This window comes from Ruegeria sp. CDSB086 (genome assembly GCF_059611065.1).
This window is the reverse complement of record NZ_JBXWOV010000013.1, coordinates 43882-64093: the sequence shown is the minus strand read 5'-3', so window position 1 is coordinate 64093 and position 20212 is coordinate 43882. Positions and strand designations below refer to the sequence as shown.

Annotated in this window: 21 protein-coding genes and 1 pseudogene; 16 read left to right on the top strand and 6 right to left on the bottom strand. The window is 55.6% G+C overall.

Translation table 11 applies throughout. The features are described from left to right. The first annotated feature begins 387 nt into the window (after positions 1–387). From AC2FIO_RS21185 to AC2FIO_RS21115, 15 genes are all read left to right on the top strand, one after another. On the top strand, positions 388–1203 hold the full coding sequence (locus AC2FIO_RS21185) for an urease accessory protein UreD (RefSeq protein WP_496699861.1): 816 nt from the start codon (positions 388–390) through the stop codon (positions 1201–1203). A gap of 1 nt (position 1204) precedes the next feature. After that, positions 1205–1507 carry an urease subunit gamma gene (locus tag AC2FIO_RS21180; protein ID WP_058276342.1) on the top strand — a complete coding sequence of 101 codons (303 nt, stop codon included), beginning with the start codon at positions 1205–1207 and terminating at the stop codon, positions 1505–1507. A gap of 18 nt (positions 1508–1525) precedes the next feature. Continuing rightward, on the top strand, positions 1526–1687 hold the full coding sequence (locus AC2FIO_RS21175; RefSeq protein ID WP_158506935.1) for a hypothetical protein: 162 nt from the start codon (positions 1526–1528) through the stop codon (positions 1685–1687). After that, on the top strand, positions 1684–2016 hold the full coding sequence (locus AC2FIO_RS21170; protein ID WP_058276343.1) for an urease subunit beta: 333 nt from the start codon (positions 1684–1686) through the stop codon (positions 2014–2016). The genes AC2FIO_RS21175 and AC2FIO_RS21170 overlap by 4 nt, the downstream gene beginning before the upstream one ends. Next, complete coding sequence (ureC, locus tag AC2FIO_RS21165; protein ID WP_496699860.1) at positions 1991–3751, top strand: urease subunit alpha; 1761 nt, start codon at positions 1991–1993, stop codon at positions 3749–3751. The genes AC2FIO_RS21170 and ureC overlap by 26 nt, the downstream gene beginning before the upstream one ends. 121 nt (positions 3752–3872) lie before the next feature. Beyond that, entirely contained in the window at positions 3873–4097 is a 225-nt protein-coding gene (locus tag AC2FIO_RS21160; protein ID WP_282118845.1) for a DUF1127 domain-containing protein, read from the top strand. Positions 4098–4125: 28 nt separating this feature from the next. Beyond that, entirely contained in the window at positions 4126–4578 is a 453-nt protein-coding gene (gene ureE / locus AC2FIO_RS21155) for an urease accessory protein UreE (protein ID WP_058272433.1), read from the top strand. After that, positions 4544–5215 (top strand): urease accessory protein UreF, encoded by a 672-nt coding sequence (locus tag AC2FIO_RS21150; protein ID WP_496699859.1) that lies wholly within the window; start codon positions 4544–4546, stop codon positions 5213–5215. Before ureE ends, AC2FIO_RS21150 begins: the two co-directional genes overlap by 35 nt. After that, positions 5212–5841 carry an urease accessory protein UreG gene (gene ureG / locus AC2FIO_RS21145; RefSeq protein WP_282118847.1) on the top strand — a complete coding sequence of 210 codons (630 nt, stop codon included), beginning with the start codon at positions 5212–5214 and terminating at the stop codon, positions 5839–5841. The genes AC2FIO_RS21150 and ureG overlap by 4 nt, the downstream gene beginning before the upstream one ends. Positions 5842–6795: 954 nt before the next feature. Then, the gene (locus tag AC2FIO_RS21140) at positions 6796–7956 is read left to right on the top strand and encodes a LacI family DNA-binding transcriptional regulator (RefSeq protein WP_496699858.1); all 1161 of its coding nucleotides are present in this window, start codon (positions 6796–6798) and stop codon (positions 7954–7956) included. Then, the gene (locus AC2FIO_RS21135) at positions 7953–9308 is read left to right on the top strand and encodes an ABC transporter substrate-binding protein (RefSeq protein WP_496699857.1); all 1356 of its coding nucleotides are present in this window, start codon (positions 7953–7955) and stop codon (positions 9306–9308) included. Before AC2FIO_RS21140 ends, AC2FIO_RS21135 begins: the two co-directional genes overlap by 4 nt. Positions 9309–9365: 57 nt before the next feature. After that, entirely contained in the window at positions 9366–10598 is a 1233-nt protein-coding gene (locus AC2FIO_RS21130; protein ID WP_496699856.1) for a carbohydrate ABC transporter permease, read from the top strand. Then, a complete protein-coding gene (locus tag AC2FIO_RS21125; RefSeq protein WP_496699855.1) occupies positions 10598–11806 on the top strand; it encodes a carbohydrate ABC transporter permease in 1209 nt (402 codons plus the stop codon). Before AC2FIO_RS21130 ends, AC2FIO_RS21125 begins: the two co-directional genes overlap by 1 nt. Before the next feature lie 5 nt (positions 11807–11811). After that, complete coding sequence (locus AC2FIO_RS21120; protein WP_348774500.1) at positions 11812–13059, top strand: MGH1-like glycoside hydrolase domain-containing protein; 1248 nt, start codon at positions 11812–11814, stop codon at positions 13057–13059. Continuing rightward, on the top strand, positions 13059–14114 hold the full coding sequence (locus tag AC2FIO_RS21115; RefSeq protein WP_496699854.1) for an ABC transporter ATP-binding protein: 1056 nt from the start codon (positions 13059–13061) through the stop codon (positions 14112–14114). The genes AC2FIO_RS21120 and AC2FIO_RS21115 overlap by 1 nt, the downstream gene beginning before the upstream one ends. Before the next feature lie 2 nt (positions 14115–14116). On the opposite strand, the pseudogene AC2FIO_RS21110 reads toward AC2FIO_RS21115, so the two are convergent. Next, a pseudogene (locus tag AC2FIO_RS21110) lies at positions 14117–14245 on the bottom strand (IS6 family transposase); the annotation flags it as partial. Between the two features lie 125 nt (positions 14246–14370). Between AC2FIO_RS21110 and AC2FIO_RS21105 the strand changes: the two are divergent. After that, positions 14371–15402, top strand: coding sequence for a GlxA family transcriptional regulator (locus tag AC2FIO_RS21105; protein ID WP_282150826.1), 1032 nt, complete (start codon positions 14371–14373; stop codon positions 15400–15402). Here the strand turns inward: AC2FIO_RS21105 and AC2FIO_RS21100 are convergent. From AC2FIO_RS21100 to AC2FIO_RS21080, 5 genes are read right to left on the bottom strand one after another with little or no spacing between them, the layout of a single operon-like run. After that, positions 15380–16312, bottom strand: a complete 933-nt coding sequence (locus tag AC2FIO_RS21100) for a 3-hydroxyacyl-CoA dehydrogenase NAD-binding domain-containing protein (protein WP_496699853.1) — start codon at positions 16310–16312, stop codon at positions 15380–15382. The genes AC2FIO_RS21105 and AC2FIO_RS21100 overlap by 23 nt on opposite strands. Next, entirely contained in the window at positions 16312–17052 is a 741-nt protein-coding gene (locus AC2FIO_RS21095; RefSeq protein ID WP_496699852.1) for an SDR family NAD(P)-dependent oxidoreductase, read from the bottom strand. Before AC2FIO_RS21095 ends, AC2FIO_RS21100 begins: the two co-directional genes overlap by 1 nt. Further along, on the bottom strand, positions 17052–18470 hold the full coding sequence (locus AC2FIO_RS21090; RefSeq protein WP_496699851.1) for a gamma-aminobutyraldehyde dehydrogenase: 1419 nt from the start codon (positions 18468–18470) through the stop codon (positions 17052–17054). The genes AC2FIO_RS21095 and AC2FIO_RS21090 overlap by 1 nt, the downstream gene beginning before the upstream one ends. A gap of 10 nt (positions 18471–18480) precedes the next feature. Then, positions 18481–19413, bottom strand: coding sequence for a 3,5-dioxohexanoate:acetyl-CoA acetone transferase (gene kce / locus AC2FIO_RS21085; protein ID WP_496699850.1), 933 nt, complete (start codon positions 19411–19413; stop codon positions 18481–18483). After that, positions 19413–20207, bottom strand: a complete 795-nt coding sequence (locus AC2FIO_RS21080) for an SDR family NAD(P)-dependent oxidoreductase (protein WP_496699849.1) — start codon at positions 20205–20207, stop codon at positions 19413–19415. Before AC2FIO_RS21080 ends, kce begins: the two co-directional genes overlap by 1 nt. Positions 20208–20212: the final 5 nt, after the last annotated feature.

The window sequence follows — 20212 nt, the reverse complement described above, 5'->3', positions numbered from 1 at the left end:
CTGGCGGGGCCGGGAGAGAGGGCTTGCGCAAAGGCACACTCTTCTTCTACCTGATCCCCGCAACTGTTGTTGCGTTCCGTGTGGCGGTTGTGTTCGAGGTCCAATTCGCGCAGCCGTCACACACCCCCCGGGTCATTTCCGCGGTGGCACCCATACGGTTTCTGCATTGCAGCAAGGTTGGCAACTTACCTTTAGCCCAATTTGGGAAATCGGCGAGAAGCGCATATTTTTTCATCTAAGTCGGACGTTGCTGTCTAAAATTTAGACACACGATGTGGAAATAAGCAGATTCCGACACTGCAGATTAGTGTTCCGACACTTCAATAGAGAAACAGGTGGCACCAAACGACGCGCTAAAGGTGCCCTATTACACAAGTTGCAGCCATATTGCCCACGCACAGCGCGGTACCGCCACGTGCTGCAGGCACTGTCAGCTTAAGCACCAAGCAATTGGGCAACAGAACTGTGCTGGACAGATTTCGCCAGTCTGGGTCCTTTAAATGCCTGTTCCCCAGAACGATCACACCTGATCTTGATGCGGTTCTTCTGAACACGGCGGGCGGCGTGACCGGAGGCGATTCATTCCGATTTTCTTGCAAGGCAGCAAAATGCACGGCGCTGACTTTGACGACACAAGCCTGTGAGCGCGCCTACAAAGCCCAGCCCAAAGAATTGGGCCAGATTACAAACCATTTGACGGTTGAGGATGGCGCCCGGCTGAACTGGCTGCCGCAGGAAACCATCCTGTACAACGGCAGTGCTTTGGACCGACGCCTCAGGATCGACATGGGGCTTGATGCTGAAATGCTGATGGTCGAGCCGCTGGTCTTTGGGCGCATTGCCATGGGCGAGACGCTGACCGGCATCCGCTTGCGCGATAGAATCGAGATTCGCCGCGAGGACACGCCAGTGTTTCTCGAGGCGATCAGGTTCTCAGGTGATTGGCATACGCATTTGTCCAAGCCGCATATTGCGAACGGCGCAGGGGCGATGGCGCTAATCGTCTTAGCGTCGAGTTCCGCCGAAGGTCATCTAAAACCTGTCCGGGAAATGCTACCGGACACCGCCGGTGCAACCCTGATCCGGAAAGACCTATTGGTCATTCGCATTCTGGCGGACAACAGCTTTGCTCTGCGGCGAACGCTGATACCAGTTCTACGCCGACTGAACAAAGACACTTTACCCCGATGCTGGATGCTCTGACATGAACCTGACCCCTCGAGAAAAAGACAAACTGCTGGTCGCCATGGCCGCCGAGGTCGCTCGAAAACGGCTGACCCGCGGCGTTAAGCTGAACCACCCCGAGGCCATTGCGTTGATAACCGACGCCGTGGTCGAAGGCGCGCGCGATGGCCGTTCGGTCGCGGACATGATGCAAGCCGGGGCTGAAGTGATCTCCCGTGACCAATGCATGGAAGGCGTGCCCGAGATGATCCACGAGGTACAGGTCGAAGCCACTTTCCCGGATGGCACAAAACTTGTGACTGTCCACAACCCCATTCGCTAATTTCTAAAGGAGTTCTCCATGAACCGTATGCTGTTTCCCGCTCTCATTCTGGCTGGTCCGGCCATGGCCCATTCGGATACCCAAGTTCACGCTCATGGCAGTGATTACGCCGCGCTCGCAGTTGGGTTGGCTTTGATTGCGGTCATCGCCATTACCGTGATTTTGAAGCTGCCGAAATGATCCCGGGTGAGATTATTCCGGCCGAAGGCTCACTGACGCTGAACGCAGGACGCAGCAGCCGTCTTGTTATTGTCGCCAATACCGGCGACCGACCAATACAGGTCGGCAGCCACTACCATTTTTCCGAAGCAAACCCGGCTCTGGATTTTGATCGGTATGCAGCTTTGGGTATGCGGCTGGACATCCCGGCGGGCACTGCGGTGCGATTTGAGCCAGGGCAAACTCGCGAAGTTATGCTGGTGCCATTTGAGGGGCGCCGGCACATCTACGGTTTCAATATGCATATCATGGGGGCTTTGAAAGATGCCGGGCAAGATCAGTCGGAGTGACTATGCCTCCATGTTCGGCCCCACGGTCGGCGACAAAGTACGATTGGCAGATACCGATCTGATCATCGAAGTAGAAAAAGACCTGATCGTGGAGCGCGCAACGACTGCGCGTTTCAGCGAGACCGGCCACCGCGAAGATGTCTATGGTGAAGAGGTTAAATTCGGTGGTGGCAAAGTCATTCGCGATGGGATGGGGCAGTCACAGGCCACGCGAGCCGAGGGGGCCGTGGACACGGTGATCACCAATGCTCTGATCGTGGATCACTCGGGTATTTACAAGGCGGATGTCGGCCTAAAGGACGGGCGCATCGCCAAGATCGGCAAAGCCGGAAATCCGGATACGCAGCCCGGTGTAGACATCATCATCGGCCCCGGCACAGAGGCCATCGCTGGCGAGGGTCGCATCCTGACGGCTGGCGGGTTCGACAGCCATATTCACTTCATCTGCCCTCAACAGATAGACGACGCGCTGCATTCTGGCCTGACGACCATGCTCGGTGGCGGCACTGGCCCGGCACATGGCACTCTGGCGACCACATGCACACCGGGCCCATGGCATATCGGCCGGATGTTGCAGGCGGCAGATGCTTTTCCCATGAATCTTGCTTTTGCGGGCAAGGGAAATGCTTCGCTTCCCGCGGCTCTGGAGGAACAGGTCAGAGCCGGAGCTTGTGCTCTGAAACTGCACGAGGACTGGGGCACGACTCCTGCGGCCATCGACTGCTGCCTTTCGGTCGCTGATGCGATGGACGTTCAGGTTATGATCCACACCGACACGCTCAACGAATCCGGGTTTGTTGAAAATACAGTTGCCGCGATAAAGGGTCGTACTATCCACGCCTTCCATACCGAAGGCGCGGGCGGCGGCCACGCCCCCGACATCATCAAAATCTGCGGTGAGGACCATGTCCTACCCTCCTCTACCAACCCGACGAGGCCCTTTACAGTGAACACGGTAGAGGAACATCTCGACATGCTGATGGTCTGCCATCATCTGGACAAATCCATCCCCGAGGACGTGGCCTTTGCTGAAAGCCGCATCCGGCGTGAAACCATCGCGGCTGAAGATATCCTGCACGACATGGGCGCGTTCAGCATCATCGCGTCCGACAGTCAGGCTATGGGCCGCGTGGGCGAGGTGTTGATCCGTACGTGGCAAACGGCTGACAAGATGAAGAAACAGCGAGGCCGCCTGCCGGAGGAATCCGGTGACAACGACAACCTGCGCGTTCGCCGTTACATCGCCAAGTACACGATCAACCCTGCCGTAGCCCATGGCCTCAGCCACGAGATTGGCAGTATCGAGGAAGGAAAACGCGCCGACCTGGTCCTATGGGACCCTGCCTTTTTTGGAGTGAAGCCTGAGATGGTTTTGCTGGGCGGCACCATCGTTTGTGCACAGATGGGTGATCCGAATGCTTCGATTCCCACCCCGCAGCCGGTTTATAGTCGGCCAATGTTCGGTGCCTATGGTCGATCCGTTGAAAACTCGGCCATCACCTTTGTTTCGCAAGCCGCGCTGGCGGACGGGATCGGTGATACACTTGGATTGGCAAAGCAGACCGTCGCTGTCCAAAACACGCGAGAGATTGGCAAACAGGATCTTCTGCTCAACAACGCGACACCTCATGTCGAAGTTGATCCAGAAACCTACGAAGTCCGGGCAGATGGCGAATTGCTGACCTGCCAACCCGCCGAAGTGCTGCCAATGGCACAGCGATACTTTATGTTCTGACTAAAAATTATGCTGCATTGCACCGCGCGCAAGGCAGAAATGACCAAACACCCACTTCAAAGTGAGGCCGATATGACAGATATTAATGCCCAAGGGAGGACCAACGTTTACGAGGGTCCAAATGGCACACTCAGCAACACAATCTCACGCACGCTTTTCGCTGCCCGGTCTGGTCGCGTCCATTGCAGCATCAGTCTACGGGGCTCTGATCAGTGTGGCCGAAGCTCAATCACGCGTTCGACAGGTCGAATTTCTGCAATCGCTCAGCGACGAAGAGCTGACAAAACGCGGCCTATCACGCGAACGGATCGTGCACCGGGTGTTTGCGGATTCAATCTGGCTCTGACCATTTCTGCTCCAGAGGAGGCGACGGTATGACCGCCCTGCTCTGCACCGCACGCCGTTACTCGGATCATATGCACGGCGAGTCCGCAGATTGCCTGTCTCTGACTTATGACGATCGGTTTTTGCGTCGCAAGGTTCTGACCTGTGAAAGTGGCGAACAAATTCTCGTCGATCTGTCGCAAACCACCTCGTTGAACCACGGTGGCACGTTGGTTCTGGACGACGGTCGCGAAGTGGAAATACAGGCTGCACCCGAAGCACTGCTAGAGGTTTCCGCTCCGGACCTGACACGCATCGCGTGGCATATCGGCAATCGCCACACGCCCTGCCAGATCGAAAAGGACCGTCTGCTGATCCAGGTCGATCATGTGATCCGAGACATGCTTTTGAAAATCGGAGCCACAGTGCGCGAGGTGCACGAACCGTTCAACCCCGAAGGCGGAGCCTATGGCCACGGCAGGACACATGGCCACGCCCACTGACGCCGATATCCTGACGCTGACCCAGTGGTTGTCTCCGGCATACCCTGTGGGGGGCTTTGCTTATTCTCATGGGTTGGAAGCTGCAATTGACGAAGGAGCGGTCGCCAGCTCCCAAGACGCCGAAGACTGGATTTCAGATGCGCTGGAACACGGATCTGGATGGAATGATGCTCTGTTCGTGGTGTCCGCATACAACGCGCGGGACAAAGATGAACTTTTTAGCATCGATGCCAAGGCACGGGCTATCTGCGCGTCATCCGAAAGGAAAATGGAAACCGAACTGCTGGGACAGGCGTTCGGGACTGTCACAGGAGATGTCTGGGATTTAGACATCCAACAGCTTTCCTACCCAGTTTCAGTAGGTCACGCCGCGCTTCTGCAAAACCTCCCCCTACTGCTGACGACGAAGATGTATCTACAAGCATTCGCAAGCAACTTGGTCGCTTGCGCAACGCGTCTTGTGCCGCTGGGGCAAACCGACGCGCAGAAACTAATCCGTAATTTGACACCGCTATGTGCTCATATCGTCGAAAAGGCGCAATTGGCAGGTTTAGAAGAAATAAGTTCGACTGCGTTCCTGACGGACATCGCGTCGATGAGACACGAAACACAGTATTCAAGGATATTCCGAACATGAGCAGTATGAACGGCCCTCTTCGCGTTGGCATCGGTGGTCCGGTTGGAGCCGGAAAGACCACTTTGACCGCTGCCTTGTCTGAAGCCCTGCGCGATGCTTGTTCAGTGGGCGTCATCACCAATGACATTTATACGCAGGAGGATGCCGAAGCGCTGGTGCGCATGCAGGTCCTTCCCCAAGATCGGATTATCGGCGTCGAAACGGGCGGTTGCCCACATACAGCAATCCGCGAGGATGCATCGATAAACCTTGCCGCTGTCGCTGAAATGCAGGAACGCCATCCAGATCTTGATATCGTTCTGATCGAAAGCGGTGGCGACAATCTGTCGGCTACTTTCAGCCCGGAACTCGCAGACCTTACAATCTATGTGATCGACGTCGCCGCTGGAGAGGAAATCCCGCGAAAAGGCGGACCAGCAATAACAAAATCCGACATCCTGGTCATAAACAAAACCGACCTGGCGCCACATGTTGGCGCTTCACTGGAGGTCATGGAACGAGATGCAGCCAGAATGCGCAAAGGACGGCCATTTTTGTTCTCGTCCCTTCGCCACAAAAAGGGGGTTAGCGCAATTGTTGACCTCTTGGTGAAGCAGGGGGGGGTAATGATCTCAGAAGTGAATTAGCCCCCAGAACGGACTTGCCAAATTGTCAGCACCTAAACCCAATTGGAGAGGCCGAAAGTACAGGCTTTCATTTCAACGTTTGTCTGGGTGTTAGGTTTTGTCTTCACTCATCGGCTGTCCGTATACGAAATGCTCTTGCCAAGCTAAACAACTATCCGAAACCATACCATTCTTCGGGGCCGATTTGTTACGCGCTACGCTGGTTCCGCCATCAGATATTTCTGCCTGATGCGCGAAAGTTCGGCATCGCTGCTGCGCTACGTCTTGGTCGTTCGTGCCTTTGCAGAAATTTCTCCGTTTAGGGGACGCAAGTCGCGAAATTGCGACGTTTGTTGTCGGCTCGGAGCAGTCGTTCCTAGAATTCATCTCAATGTCTGTTCCGCGGACATTTCTGTCATTCGCCATGGCTGCAATCTGCTGGGCAAAACAAAGGATAGCGGCCACCAACCTGCCGTTCGATGCATAGGCGAATAGTCTGCCGCAAGCGCAAAGCCATCCACCGGCAGGGCGGAAAGCCGACATTCCGCACACGAACTTCATCGAACCGGTATTATTCCTGACCTGACCGGTGGTCACAAAAACGTTCGGCGGCTGTCCCTGGCTGTCGCAGATGGCCCTTTCCTTCGAGCTTGCGCTGCCTTTGGTTCGGCCGATCAGCCCTCTTTGTCCCTTTAGTCCATAGGGTTGGACGACGTGCGTCCATCTGCAGATAGGTCTGATCAATCACCACGGGTACGTCCTCGCTATGATCGGCGTCCAGACCCTTCATCATTTCCGCTAAGAGGCCTTTGATGTGGACGTCCCCTGCCAATCAAACAAGTCATAAATTATCGAACTGTTAGAGAACAGGTGAACATCAGAGCACCGGAGGTTTAGCGCGGTCAAACGAGTAATCAGAAGAGTTTTTCGATTTTTTGATTGCCGAAACCGGTTTCGGAGCGAACAAATAATGGAATGAGAACGAATCCCAGTCTACCGAAGCGCGAATCTTCGCTCCGTCGCGATCCCTCATCCCGAAGGGTGAAGCTGGACGAGTTGGCTGATCACCTCGGTCTTTCAAAGAGCACCGTGTCGCGCGCTTTGAACGGGTATTCCGACATCTCGGAGACCACCAGAAAACGGGTCGAATCTACTGCAAGAAAGATGGGCTATCGCCCGCTCAGCCACGCGCAGGCGATCCGCACAGGGAAAGTACGTGCAATTGCGATGGTCATTAACAGCGGGGAACCGGACCGGCACAATCCGTTTCTGCAGGACTTTCTGGCAGGCGCTTGCGAAGGTGCCAGCGCATTCGATTGGACTATGACTATCTCAACGGCCAAGTCCGAAAAGGATATGCTCAACGTTCTGGGGCGCCTTGTGGAAGAGCGCAAGGCGGACGGGTTTATTCTGCCCAGAACGGAAGTCGACGACGCTCGTATCAAGTATCTAAGCGCCCTGAATGTTCCATTCATACTCTACGGTCGAACGGGATACGGGCAAGCGGACCCTTACGACGATACATCTTGGTTTGATATCTCGGGTGAAACGGCAATTCGTAGCGCGGTCAGTCGTTTGAGTGGTTTTGGCCATCGTCGCATCGGCTTCGTCGGCAGCGATCCGAAATTCAACTACAGCCACCTTCGACGTGATGGCTATCTCGAAGGTCTGAGCGCTGCTGGCTTGCCCATCGACCTTGAACTGATACGCGAGGACGCGCGCACCCGTGATGAAGGAGCAATCCAGGCGCGAGCTTTGCTGGAATTGGAGAATCCACCGACCGGGATCGTCTTTGCGACTGATTTGGCCGCATTAGGGTCTTACACTGTTTGCGCCGAGTTTGGCCTGCAAATCGGTAAGGATGTCTCGATCCTTGGGTATGACGGCATACCCGAAAGCCAATACGTCAGCCCGGGTCTTACGACATTCAGCGTCGATTCACAGCGGGCTGGCGAACGCCTTGCTGAAATGCTCATACGGCAAACCCGTGGAGAAGCACCCGAAAGCCTGCGTGAGCTCGGCGAAGCCGTTCTTTTGGAACGGGATTCTGATGGACCACCGCGCCTGACACCTGAAGAGTTGGCGCGAAAAATTACACAATTCAAAAATGGAAATCGGGGAGGAGACCGATCATGAAACTTACACCAAAGGCATCTCGACTGATGCTTGGCACATCGCTGGCGCTGGCCCTGGCAGCCGTGTCAGCACAGGCAGATACAATTCGTTTCTGGACAACTGAGGAGCAACCAGAACGGCTCGCAAAGCAGCAGGAAATGGCGGACCAGTTTAAAGCGGAAACCGGCACCACAGTTGAGGTAATCCCGGTCACCGAAACAGATCTGGGCACACGAGCTACCGCAGCTTTCGCAGCGGGAGATCTGCCTGATGTGGTCTATCATCCATTGCAATACGCGCTGCCTTGGGCCGAAGCAGGTATCCTTGACACCGAAGCTGCGACAGAAGTGATCGAAGAGCTGGGCGCCGACACATTTGCACCCGGCGCATTGGATATGGCGGCCTTTAATGACGAAACAGCCTCGGTACCTGTCGATGGTTGGACGCAAATGGTTGTCTACCGCAAAGACCTATTTGACGAAGCCGGCCTGGATGCGCCCAACTCATTTGACAGCGTATTGGCTGCGCTGGAAAAACTGCACAACCCGCCGGAAATGTACGGCTTTGTCGCCGCGACCAAAGTTGATGAGAACTTCATGAGCCAGGTGCTGGAACATGTGTTCCTCGCCAATGGCGTCTCGCCAGTTGGCGCTGATGGTTTCCAGCCACTGGATGAGGCCAAGACAACCGAGGTTCTGGACTTCTACAAAGCAATCTCGAAAGCGTCGCCTCCGGGTGAGCTGTACTGGAAGCAATCGCGAGAGCTGTATTTCGACGGCAAGGCCGCGATGATCATTTGGTCGCCCTTCATTCTGGATGAACTGGCCGGCTTGCGGGACAGCGCTCCGCCAACAATTAGCGACGATCCGACCTCAAGCGAATTGGCGAGCAAGACTGGAATCGTGACCAACTTCTCTGGCCCGTCCAACCCGGATGGCGCAGCATGGGGCGATGTGCGGTATTTCGGCATTACCAACGATGCGGATACGGACGCCGCGATGGAATTCGTGAAATTCGCGATGGATGACGGGTACACCCAAACTCTGGCAATTGCGCCTGAGGGCAAATTCCCTGTTCGTCGCGGCAACGCCGACAATCCGACAGCCTTTTCTGAAGCATGGGCCGAGCTGCCTGTAGGCGTTGACCGCAAGGCCCCCCTGGGTGAGCTTTATGACCAAGCCATGATCGACGAAATCGTGGGCGGTCTGGACGTTGCACAGCGCTGGGGCGTGGCTGAAGGTCAATTGGCGCTGGCGTCGAAGATGATCAACTCTCAGGCCATCAACCGCGTGGTCCGGCAGTATATCGACGATGAGATTGACGCGGCTGCCGCAGTTGCAGCCATGAACGAAGAGCTGGCCAAAGTTCAGTAATCAACCAGCACCTGCAGCGGCGTTCGCGCCGCTGCTCGCAACCCTTCGAGGTATTCCATGTCTTCGGCCACCCCACCGACCGGAACCGGGGCTCTTGCCAAACGCGAGGCGCGTCTGGCTTGGGCGCTGCTGGCTCCGACCGTGATCAGCGTGTCGCTTGTGGTGATCCTGCCCTTGCTGGCGATCATCTGGATCAGCTTCAAACCGTTTACCCTTTCCGACCTGCGCCCGCCTGCTCCAGTTGTCCGTGAAAGCCTGCGCGGCTCTGGTGACGATCTGCGGATCGAATACCGCCTGCGCAACTCCAGCCAGGAAATCGCCGTTGAAGGCGTGACCCTGAGTGATGTGCTGCCCGACGGCGTTGCTGTGGGCGAGGTCACGGCACCCTGTGTTCTGGACGGGAAGAATTTGTTCTGCGATTTCGGAACCTTGGACGGCGGCCAGCGTGAGCGTATCCGCATCCCGGTCACGGTCGACGGAGATCTCCAAGCATTCGAGGATTTAGTCGAAGAATCCGAGCCTCGCCTCACAGGAAGCGGGCCAAACGTTCTGACCAACCTTGAGTTCAGCCTGGAAAACTTTGCCCGCGTCTTTGATGGCTCTGAATTCTGGGGCGTTCTCTGGGTCACGCTGTTCTACACAGTCTTCGGCACGATTGGCGCTTTGGTCATGGGCTTGTTCGCCGCTTTATTGCTGAACAAAAGCTTTAGGGGACAAGGCTTCATCCGTGGCCTCTACCTGTTCCCCTATGTCGCCCCCGTCATCGCCGTCGCATTCACTTGGGTGACGCTGTTTGACCCTTTCTCAGGTTCCGCTAACGCTTTGCTAGTGCAGATGGGGCTGAGCAGCGAGCCAATCAATTTCTTCGGTGAACGCCCATTGGCGCTGATCATGGTCACCGTGTTCGAAATCTGGCGCTATTTCCCGCTGTCGTTCCTGTTCATCCTGGCCCGGATGCAGTCCATCGACTCCAGCATGTATGAGGCGGCGGATATGGACGGAGCTTCGCCGTTCCAGAAGTTCTGGCTGCTGAGCATCCCGCAACTGTTGGGCATTCTATCAGTGCTGTTCCTGCTTCGCTTCATTTGGACGTTCAACAAGTTCGACGACATCTTTCTGCTGACCGGCGGCAATGCGGGCACCCGCACGCTTACCGTGAATGTCTATGAACAAGCCTTTGCGATCTCGAACATCGGTGCCGGTGCGGCGGTGGCCGTTGTGATCCTGGTGTGCCTGATCGCCTTCAGCTTTGTCTTCTTCCGCTTCATCAGCCGTGAGGAGGGTCTGTGATGCGCAAAGGGTATCTTACTGCCCCGGTACTGGGCGCAATCTGGCTAGTCGTGATCGCAACCACGGTGGCAATTACCATGTCGTTTTCAACCGGGGCCGCTTTTCGCCCACAAGTTCTACTCTGCCTGGTCTGGGGTGCAGTCGCCGGTTTGGTCTATGTCCGCTTTCCTGCGCAGCATGCTCCGGCCCGCCTCGGTATATCGGCGTTTCTGGGCCTGTCCGGGCTGACCGGGTTTGGTCCGGTTCTGATCGGCTCGGACACATCCCTGCAGGCTGTTGTGGTCACAGTTGTCGCCATGACCGTCGTCATGCACCTTTCCCTGGCGGCGATCCTTAAAGAAACGCCATTCGGAGAGCTCACGCGCCATGAATACGAAGAGGCGGTGATCCGCTTCTTCACAGGGTTCGGGTACATATTCTTCACGGCAATCGTCGTGATCCCGTTCTACGTGATGGTCATGACCAGCCTGAAGTCTCAGCAGGCATTGTTACAGAACCCGTTGGACTTCTCGGTCGACTTGTCCCAGGGCACCGATCTGTTCCGCAGCTACACCGAGCTGTTCCGTGACTTCAATTTCGGTACATACCTATGGACTTCGCTTTATGTCTCGGTCCTGACCGTATTCATCACGCTACTGTTCAGCGTGCCCGGAGCTTACGCGGTTGCTCGGTTCCGGTTTCAGGGTCAAAAGGCGTTCTCGCGTTCGATCTTGTTGATCTACATGGTGCCGATGATCGTTCTGGCACTACCGATCTATATCGCCTTCTCGCTGACAGGGCTGCGCAACTCGATCCTCGGGATTGTCATGATCTATCCGGTCACCACGATCCCGGTGGCCCTGTACATGTTGCAAGGTTATTTCCGGGGCCTGCCGACCGAGGTGGAGGAAGCCGGGCTGATGGACGGTCTGTCGCGCCTGGCGGTGATCTGGAAGATCACCCTGCCCCTCAGCCTGCCCGCGCTGGCCTCAGTCTCGCTCTATGTCTTCATGATCGCGTGGAATGAATTCCTGCTGGCATTCATGCTGCTGGACGACCCGTCGAAATTCACTCTGACCCGAGGGGTCACGATGTTGAACTCCTCAGAAATTCCCCGTCAGCACCTGATGGCCGGTGCGGTGATCGCCACCGTTCCTATCATGGCGCTGTTCCTGGGGCTTGAACGTTTCATGACCAAGGGCCTCACAGCGGGGTCTGTCAAAGGATGACACAGATGAACCAACATACGAACCCCGACCGCGAGGCGCGCAATATCCTGATTGCGAACGATCGCGGCGGCTACACCATTCCTACCGAGGGGCTGTATCCATACCAGTGGAACTGGGACAGCGCGATTGCCGCGCTTGGCTTTGCCCAGTTCGACCTCGACCGCGCCTGGACTGAGATCGAGACGCTGTTCACCGGGCAATGGGAAGACGGCATGGTTCCGCATATCCTGTTCCACCAGCAGGATGAAGGGTATTTCCCCGGCCCCGATGTTTGGGGATGCAATGGCCCGATCCCGTCTTCGGGCATCATCCAACCACCCATTGCTGCGACCATGGCACGTAAAATCTGGGAACAGGATACCGCGTTTGGGGATGCTCGCATGAAGGAGCTATTCCCTAAATTGTTGGCGTGGCATCGTTGGATCATGAAATGGCGCCTTGATGAATTCGGTGCCGTTTGCACGACCCATCCGTGGGAGGCAGGTCGCGACAACGCACCTGATTGGGACAACTCCATGGCGCGCATGGATGCATCGGATGTTGGGGAATACCAGCGCCGCGACACCAGCCACGTGAACAGCGACGACCGACCCACAAAGTTCGACTACGACCGGTACATCAAGCTGGTTCAGATCGGCAGAGATGCGGGATGGGACCAACAAGCCCTGTTGGCCCTGAACCCGTTCCGCGTCGCCGATCCCACTATGACGTTCACCACGCTTCGCGCTGCACGGGACTTGCTGATGATCAGCGAGAAGCTCGAACTGGAAGCCGAGGGCCTGAGTGAGGATATTGAAAAGCTCGAATCCGGCGCGCGTTCGCTTTGGAACGATGACCTTGGGAGCTTCGACTCCCGTGACGCGCATACCGGAGAGATGGCCGACAGTATTTCCAACGCGTCATACTTGTGTTGGTACGCTGGCATGGAGTCTGATCGGATGCTTAAAGGATTGAAATCAGTACTGGAAACTGTGCCTTACCCCGTTCCAAGCTATGATCCGGATATGCCGAAATTCGACGCACGTCGGTACTGGCGAGGTCCGACCTGGGCTTTCATGAACATGATGATCGGGTTTGGCCTAGCGGATATGGGGCATGCACAACAGGCAGAACAGCTGCGCCAGAAAACTGCCGAACTGATATCGGGCTTTGGGTTCGCAGAGTACTTCGACCCAAAAACCGGCAGCCCTGCGGGTGGCCAGGCATTCACCTGGACAGCCGCCGTCTGGCTTCACTGGGCAGGGAGGGCCTGATGGGTAGCATCGAACTAAAGTCAGTCGAAAAGTGGTTCGGCTCGGCGCAGGTTATCAAGGGCGTAGATCTCAAGATCGAGGAAGGTGAGTTCATTGTCTTCGTCGGCCCGTCCGGCTGTGGGAAATCTACCCTGCTGCGCATGATTGGTGGGCTCGAGGACATCTCGCGCGGATCTCTGTTGATAAGTGACAGCGACGTCACAGATCATCCGCCCTCAAAACGCGGGCTGACGATGGTGTTCCAATCCTATGCGCTATACCCGCACCTGACGGTTGCCGAAAACATGGGGTTCTCTCTGAAAGTTGCAGGGGTACCTAAGGTCGAGATAGCCGAACAGGTCAACCGGGCCGCCGAGGTTCTCAAGTTGGGACCATTCCTTGAGCGCAGGCCAAAGGACCTGTCTGGCGGTCAGCGGCAGCGGGTGGCGATCGGAAGATCTATCGTACGCGATCCGACGGCGTTCCTGTTCGATGAGCCGCTTTCAAACCTAGATGCAGCGCTTCGTGTTGAGATGCGGTATGAGATCGCCAAACTTCACCAAAGCCTCAAGCGCACGATGATCTACGTCACGCATGATCAGGTTGAGGCAATGACTCTCGCCGACCGGATTGTTGTTCTCGAGTACGGCAAAATCGCTCAAGTAGGTACGCCTCGCGAGCTTTACGAACACCCGGCCAACCTGTTCGTCGCACAGTTTATCGGCAGCCCGAAGATGAATGTACTTCCCTGTTCCACCCAGGCAGGCAAATACACCCTAGAATACGGCAGAAGCGGTGATTTTGCTCTGCCAGGTGTTGCCGAGAAGTTGGGTGTTCGTCCTGAACACATCGAGGTGGTTGCCGCGGGTGAAGGTCAGTGTGATGGGGTCATCGAGGTGATCGAATACCTGGGTGCAGACACTTTCCTGATTGTTGATTGCGGCGTGGAAGAAAAGGTAACCGTCCGACTTAACGGTGATACGGACCTTAAGCCTGGGGCGAAGATTGGTCTGCACTTCCCGACCGACAAACTGCACTTTTTTGACGAAAACGGGCAGGCTCTGGGGCATGAATAGCAAATGCCACGCTCAGGCAGCAGGTCTTCGACGTTGCGAAGTGACAGCGGAAATCGAACATACATCATCAACATCAGGCGGGTGATCTCAGGGCTGGTTTTGAAGTAGTGGAAGCGCGAGCGTCTTGTCATCCCGCGAAGCGACGAAACCACCCTACCCGCCTCAAGCCGGTTTCCTCTGACAATGCCCTTTGGTGTCTTTTGCGTATTTCCGGAACATAATTGACAATTTTGGACGCTGTTTTACAAAATCGGCCATGACGCAGCCAATAGATCGCAAGTTAGACATAGTTGTTTTGGTGAGTTCGCATTTTAATGTTTCGGCGACAACGTCTTTCGTGGATCCATTCAGAGTAGCAAATTACCTGACGGGTTCAGCTCGATTTTCTTGGACCTATGTCTCAGACCCCGGTGGTCCAATTGAATCCAGCAGTGGCTTGGTCGTTGACACTGCCCCATTGGCGGAGGTGGTGAGGCGCAAGCCTTGGATGGTTCTGGTGAGTACTAGTTGGACACCTGAGCGTCACGGGACACCTCAGTTCAAGGTAGCCCTACAGAAATGGGAATCGGGTGGAGCAATCGTTGGTGGTTTGGATACCGGCGCGATTGTACTTGCGACGGCTGGACTACTCAAAGGAAAGACCGCAACGGTTCACTATGAACACATCGACGCCTTTGCCGAAACGGCCCATGACACCACCGTGTCAGAGAACATGATTATTATGGATGGAAAGATTTTCACTTGTTGCGGGGGTTCTGCAGCAACCGATCTGGGATTGCGGTTTGTACATTCTGTCGCTGGTGAGAGTATCGCCAATGCATCTGCTCGATACCTTTTTCATCACAATGTGCGCGGAGAAGGCCAATCACAGAACCCCAAAGACATGGAGCCGCTGGGTTACGTCACCTCTGGAGTGGTAAGGGACGCGATCGATTTGATGGAGGCGCACTTGGAAGCCACTTTGTCGATCCCTGAAATATCAGCGAGGTTGAAGATTTCGCAACGACAACTTAGCCGATTGTTTCAGCAATATGTCCATAAGTCACCGATCGAGTATTACCGCGACATTCGCCTTGATCGCGCGCGCGGATTAGTGACGCAAACTGAGCTTAAGTTCAGCGAGATTGCGGAAGCATCAGGGTTTAATGGACAGGTTCATTTCAGCCGGGCATACCGCAAACGATTTGGATTGACACCCAGTGCGGATCGCATTGAAGGCCGCACCCCGTTCGAGTTTCGCGCTTGGCCAATGTTCAATCCCGACATCAAGTCCGAAAGTGTTGGGTAGCTTTTTGCATCGCTGTAAGCATCTTGTCGCGTTGCGCTGATAACTCTTCGGTACTTTGCCCCTGAGTTTGATCGTTAATGCCATCGACCAGTTTATTGATGACATCCTCATCAAGACGAGGGTCGCCCAGGTCGTCCCACCAGCCATTGAATGTGTCTTTGAAATGGTCACAGAAAGCCTGCAGGCCACCATCGCCTGCGCCTAAGTGAAAAAGGGTTGTCGGACCCATCGCCGCCCATCGCAGTCCCGGGCCAGCCCACATCGCTTTATCGATGTCTTCGACACTGGCAACACCTTCGACCGCCATATGAACGGCCTCGCGCCAAACTGCGGCTTGCAAACGGTTCGCGACATGTCCTGGCATGCCTTTCTTGATCCGGATCGTGATCTTACCAATGTCTTTGTAGAAAGCTTCTGTGCGGTCCAAGACATCTGAACCGGTGGAATCGTTGACGGTCAATTCGACCAATGGGATGAGATGCGGTGGGTTAAATGGATGACCTAGGATCAATTTGCTGGGATCGCGCCATCCCTCTTGCAAAGCTTCAAGCGTCAGGCCGGAAGTTGAGCTTGAAACTATTGCGTTAGGGTTCAACTCTGGCTCAATCCCGGCATAGGTCGAATGCTTAATTGCCAGTCTTTCTGGCACGTTCTCCTGAACGAATTGTGCGCCCTGGACAGCCGCCTCGGCGGTTGAAACGAAAGTGATAGCGTCGGGTGTGGCCCTATCTGTGAGGTTCAACTCGTCCAGTGTCGGCCAGGATTTTTCGATATAAGAGCGAACGGATGCTTCGGTATTCGGATCGGGGTCAAAGACCGTCACGCTACGGCCCGAGGCGAGAAACAACGCTGCCCAGCTTGCCCCTATCACACCGGCTCCAAGAATGGCGGTTCTTTCAATTTCTGACATCATAACAGTCCCGGATTAAGGGGGGAGGCCGCCGTCAGGCCACCGTCCACCGTGAACAACTGGCCGGTTGCAAAAGACGAGTCGTCAGAGGCCAGCCACACAGCCATCGCTGCAATATCGGCAGGTTTGCCAAAGCGTTTGACCGCGTGGCGAGCCAGCGCGTCGGATTTGGCCTGTTCCGGGTCATGCGCGAGGTCGAACGCTGCGTCCAGCATGCCCGTCTCAATCCATCCCGGGCAGATCGCATTACAGCGAACCGCTGGTCCATGGTCCACTGCAATAGAGCGTGTGAGCCCATGCACAAACGCTTTTGACGCATTGTAGAGCGCCATCGACGGGTCCGCGGCATTGCCCGAGATCGAACCGATGTTGATGATCGAGCCACCTTGCGACATTTCTGGAATGAAGGCGCGACAACAGTTAAAAACGCCTCGCGCATTTACGCCCATCACCAAGTCCCAATCCGCGTCCGAGCTTTCGGTCACAGTTTTTTCAACCTGAACGCCGGCGTTGTTTACAAGGATATCAGTCCCACCGACTATACTGACGATTTCTGCAACCGCTTCGGCGTCGGACACATCCAGTGTGTACCAAATTACGTTTTCTGGCAGATCATCGGGTTGAGGGCCGCGCCCGCAGGTAGTGACAGCGGCCCCTTCAGCCATGAACGCCTCAACAATACCCCGCCCAATGCCCTGCTTGCCGCCTGTAACAAAGGCGCGTTTTCCACCCAACCGCATCAGTGTGCCACCATGACATGACGGATCGCAGTATAAGCGTCCAATGCATAGACCGACATATCACTGCCTGTGCCCGAGCCTTTCATCGCGGCCCATGGCATCTCGGGGGTCGCAACCCCATGCGTGTTTACCCAGGTGAATCCATAGCGCAACTTGGACGTCATTTGCATTGCTCTCCCAACATCTCGTGTCCAGACTGATGAGGCCAGTCCATAGGGCCCGTTGTTGGCGATCTTCAACGCATCTTCTGCCTCGGAAAAACGAGAGACAGTTACAACAGGTCCAAATACCTCGTTGCAGGCAATCTCTGCAGTGTTGTCGACATTGGCAATGACTGTCGGCTGGTAGAAAAAGCCTTCTTCTTCGCCAGACGCCCCACCGGAAACGATTTCAGAGCTGCAGCGTGCGCGATCGACAAAACCAGCCACACGATCCCGCTGTGCCGCAGAGACAAGCGGGCCCATTTCCGTTCCTTCAGCTTTCGGTGCACCAGTCTGGATCTGGCCAACTTGATCGGCAATCGCAGCCACAAGTTTGTCGTAAACACTGTCTGCAACCACCACGCGGCAAGGCTGTGCGCAGTCCTGACCGGCATTGAAGTAGCTGCCATATCGGATCGTCTCGGCCACAGCATCGAGATCAGCATCATCAAAGACAATGACCGGCGCCTTGCCGCCCAATTCCAGATGAACGTGTTTAATTTTCTGGGAAGCAGCCCGCATTGCAGCCATGCCTGTCGCCGGAGAGCCCGTAACACTGATCCCTTCCATCTGCGGACTGTTCATCAGGGTATTTCCCACTCCGAGCCCGCGACCATGAATCACGTTTAGCACGCCTTTTGGCAGAACATCTTGTAACAATTCTGCAAGTCGCAAAGTAGACAGCGGCGTGATCTCGGAAGGTTTCAACACCACCGAACATCCTGCTGCAATTGGTGCGGCAATCTTCCAGGACGCCATCATCAGCGGATAGTTCCACGGCGCTATGGCCGCGACAGGGCCAATGGGGTCGCGCCGGATCATCGAGGTATGACCCGCGACATACTCTCCAGAGGCAGACCCCATCATGGTGCGCGCAGCCCCGGCGAAAAAGCGAAAGACATCGATCGTCAGCGGCATTTCGTCATCATGAGCCGATGGCCAGGGTTTTCCCACATCCAAGCTCTCAAGTTCTGCCAACTCCTGGCCGTTCGCCTCGATAACTTCAGCTATGTGAAGCAATATCGCAGCGCGTTCCGCGGGGGTCGTACCCGAAAAGGTCTCAAATGCCTCTGCCGAACTGCGCACTGCCGCCTCGGTCTGTGCATCGCCGGCCTCTTTTACTGTGCAGATGATTTCGCCTGTTGCAGGGTTCAGGATTTCCAACGCCTCTTCGGTACCTTCGACCAATTCGCCATTGATCAACATTTTCGTCTGCATAAGCGTCTCCTCAAAACCCAACCTGATCGCCGCCTTTTAGTGCGAGCCGCATGCGCGCTTCTGCTGGCGTCGCGACCGTAAGGCCAAGGTTCTCTACGATTGATCGGATGCGCGTAACCTGCTCCGCGTTAGATTTGGCCAACTCACCTTTGCCAATGAACAGGCTGTCTTCGAGACCAACCCGAAGGTTTCCGCCGCGCAATGCACTTTGGGTTGCAAAAGGCATTTGGTGACGGCCAGCGGCAAGGACAGACCATTCGTAATTCTCTGCCCCGAACAGCTTGTCCGCTGTGTTGTGCATGTGGGTTAGATGGTCTGCATCCGCGCCAACGCCACCCAAGATGCCGAACACCATCTGAATGAAAAAAGGCGGTTTGATCAGGCCTTGATCCACGAACCATTTGACGTTGTAGAGATGGCCAAGATCATAGCATTCGAACTCGAACTTGGTGCCATGATCACCACCAAGTTTTTCAATGGCGTAACGAATTGTTTTGAAGGTGTTGGGAAAGATGAAGTCCTCTGTCATCTCCAGGAATGGCTGTTCCCAATCGTGCTGAAACTCGGTGTATTTCTGCAGCATCGGAAAGATGCCAAAGTTCATAGAACCCATGTTGAGAGATGCCATCTCTGGGCTAGTCGAAGTTGCGGCCAGCAGGCGCTCATCCATCGACATACCCAAACCGCCGCCGGTAGAGACATTCATCACCACATCAGTGGACTGTTTGATCACAGGCAGGAACTGCTGAAATAGCTCGGGTCGGGGGTCGGGTTTGCCGGTCTCTGGATGCCGTGCGTGCAAGTGAATGATCGACGCGCCGGCTTGTGCCGCTTCAATACTTGCTGTCGCGATCTCGGCAGGCGTAATCGGCAGATGTGGTGACATCGCCGGCGTATGGATGCCCCCTGTGGGTGCGCAGGTGATGATGACGGATTTGGGCATCAGAGCTTCATCTGCTGCACTTGTGCAGACAGCCCCCCGTCCAGAACCCACAACTGGCCAGAGGCATACCGTGCTTCGTCGGAAGCAAGCCAGTTAACCAGGTTTGCAATGTCCTGTGGCGTCCCGTAGGTGCGCGTCGGATGAACATCGCGCACGGCCTGTTGCAGCGTTTCAATATTGCCGCCGCCGCCACCAGATCCATCTCCGTTGAAGAAGCTTTGCAGCATTGGGGTATCGATATAGCCGGGGCAGATGGCGTTTACGCGGATACCTTCGGGGCCATGATCGCAAGCCATTGCGCGGGTCAAAGCGTGTACTGCACCTTTGGTTGCGCAATAGGCCGCAAGGCCCGGATCAGCAATGAACCCATCGTAGGAGCCAAAATTGATGAGGCTTGCGCTATTCCCTGTCTTCGCCGCTTCGCGCATCAATGGGATGGCGTATTTCGAGGTCAGGAACGTGCCCGTGGAATTAACCGCAAAGCTTTGGTTCCATTCCTCCAGCGTGGTCTCTTCAACCGTTTTTTCGATCTCGATCCCGGCCGCGTTTACTAAGATGTCCAACTTTCCTTGTGTGGCGCGCACATGATCCATCGCCGCAACCGAGTCTGCCTCTTGAGTCACATCCAGCTTAACAAAATGACTGCCATCTTCGTCGTGCTGGTCTAACGATCCTTCCGGTGTGAGGTCAGCTGCAAATACTGTTGCCCCTTCTTTTAGGAACCGCGCGACAATTGCACGCCCGATGCCACCGCGCGCGCCGGTCACAAGGGCAATTTTTCCGTTCAGCATCATTGGCT

Bases quoted from the DNA above. Each gene is read 5' to 3' on its own strand.
- AC2FIO_RS21090 (WP_496699851.1), bottom strand. From the start codon at position 18,470: ATGCAGACGAAAATGTTGATCAATGGCGAATTGGTCGAAGGTACCGAA.
- AC2FIO_RS21100 (WP_496699853.1), bottom strand. From the start codon at position 16,312: ATGTCAGAAATTGAAAGAACCGCCATTCTTGGAGCCGGTGTGATAGGG.
- AC2FIO_RS21120 (WP_348774500.1), top strand. From the start codon at position 11,812: ATGAACCAACATACGAACCCCGACCGCGAGGCGCGCAATATCCTGATT.
- ureG (WP_282118847.1), top strand. From the start codon at position 5,212: ATGAGCAGTATGAACGGCCCTCTTCGCGTTGGCATCGGTGGTCCGGTT.
- AC2FIO_RS21150 (WP_496699859.1), top strand. From the start codon at position 4,544: ATGGCCACGGCAGGACACATGGCCACGCCCACTGACGCCGATATCCTG.
- AC2FIO_RS21130 (WP_496699856.1), top strand. From the start codon at position 9,366: ATGTCTTCGGCCACCCCACCGACCGGAACCGGGGCTCTTGCCAAACGC.
- AC2FIO_RS21135 (WP_496699857.1), top strand. From the start codon at position 7,953: ATGAAACTTACACCAAAGGCATCTCGACTGATGCTTGGCACATCGCTG.
- AC2FIO_RS21080 (WP_496699849.1), bottom strand. From the start codon at position 20,207: ATGATGCTGAACGGAAAAATTGCCCTTGTGACCGGCGCGCGCGGTGGC.
- AC2FIO_RS21095 (WP_496699852.1), bottom strand. From the start codon at position 17,052: ATGCGGTTGGGTGGAAAACGCGCCTTTGTTACAGGCGGCAAGCAGGGC.
- ureC (WP_496699860.1), top strand. From the start codon at position 1,991: ATGCCGGGCAAGATCAGTCGGAGTGACTATGCCTCCATGTTCGGCCCC.
- AC2FIO_RS21170 (WP_058276343.1), top strand. From the start codon at position 1,684: ATGATCCCGGGTGAGATTATTCCGGCCGAAGGCTCACTGACGCTGAAC.
- ureE (WP_058272433.1), top strand. From the start codon at position 4,126: ATGACCGCCCTGCTCTGCACCGCACGCCGTTACTCGGATCATATGCAC.
- AC2FIO_RS21115 (WP_496699854.1), top strand. From the start codon at position 13,059: ATGGGTAGCATCGAACTAAAGTCAGTCGAAAAGTGGTTCGGCTCGGCG.
- kce (WP_496699850.1), bottom strand. From the start codon at position 19,413: ATGCCCAAATCCGTCATCATCACCTGCGCACCCACAGGGGGCATCCAT.
- AC2FIO_RS21140 (WP_496699858.1), top strand. From the start codon at position 6,796: ATGAGAACGAATCCCAGTCTACCGAAGCGCGAATCTTCGCTCCGTCGC.
- AC2FIO_RS21125 (WP_496699855.1), top strand. From the start codon at position 10,598: ATGCGCAAAGGGTATCTTACTGCCCCGGTACTGGGCGCAATCTGGCTA.
- AC2FIO_RS21105 (WP_282150826.1), top strand. From the start codon at position 14,371: ATGACGCAGCCAATAGATCGCAAGTTAGACATAGTTGTTTTGGTGAGT.
- AC2FIO_RS21160 (WP_282118845.1), top strand. From the start codon at position 3,873: ATGGCACACTCAGCAACACAATCTCACGCACGCTTTTCGCTGCCCGGT.
- AC2FIO_RS21175 (WP_158506935.1), top strand. From the start codon at position 1,526: ATGAACCGTATGCTGTTTCCCGCTCTCATTCTGGCTGGTCCGGCCATG.
- AC2FIO_RS21180 (WP_058276342.1), top strand. From the start codon at position 1,205: ATGAACCTGACCCCTCGAGAAAAAGACAAACTGCTGGTCGCCATGGCC.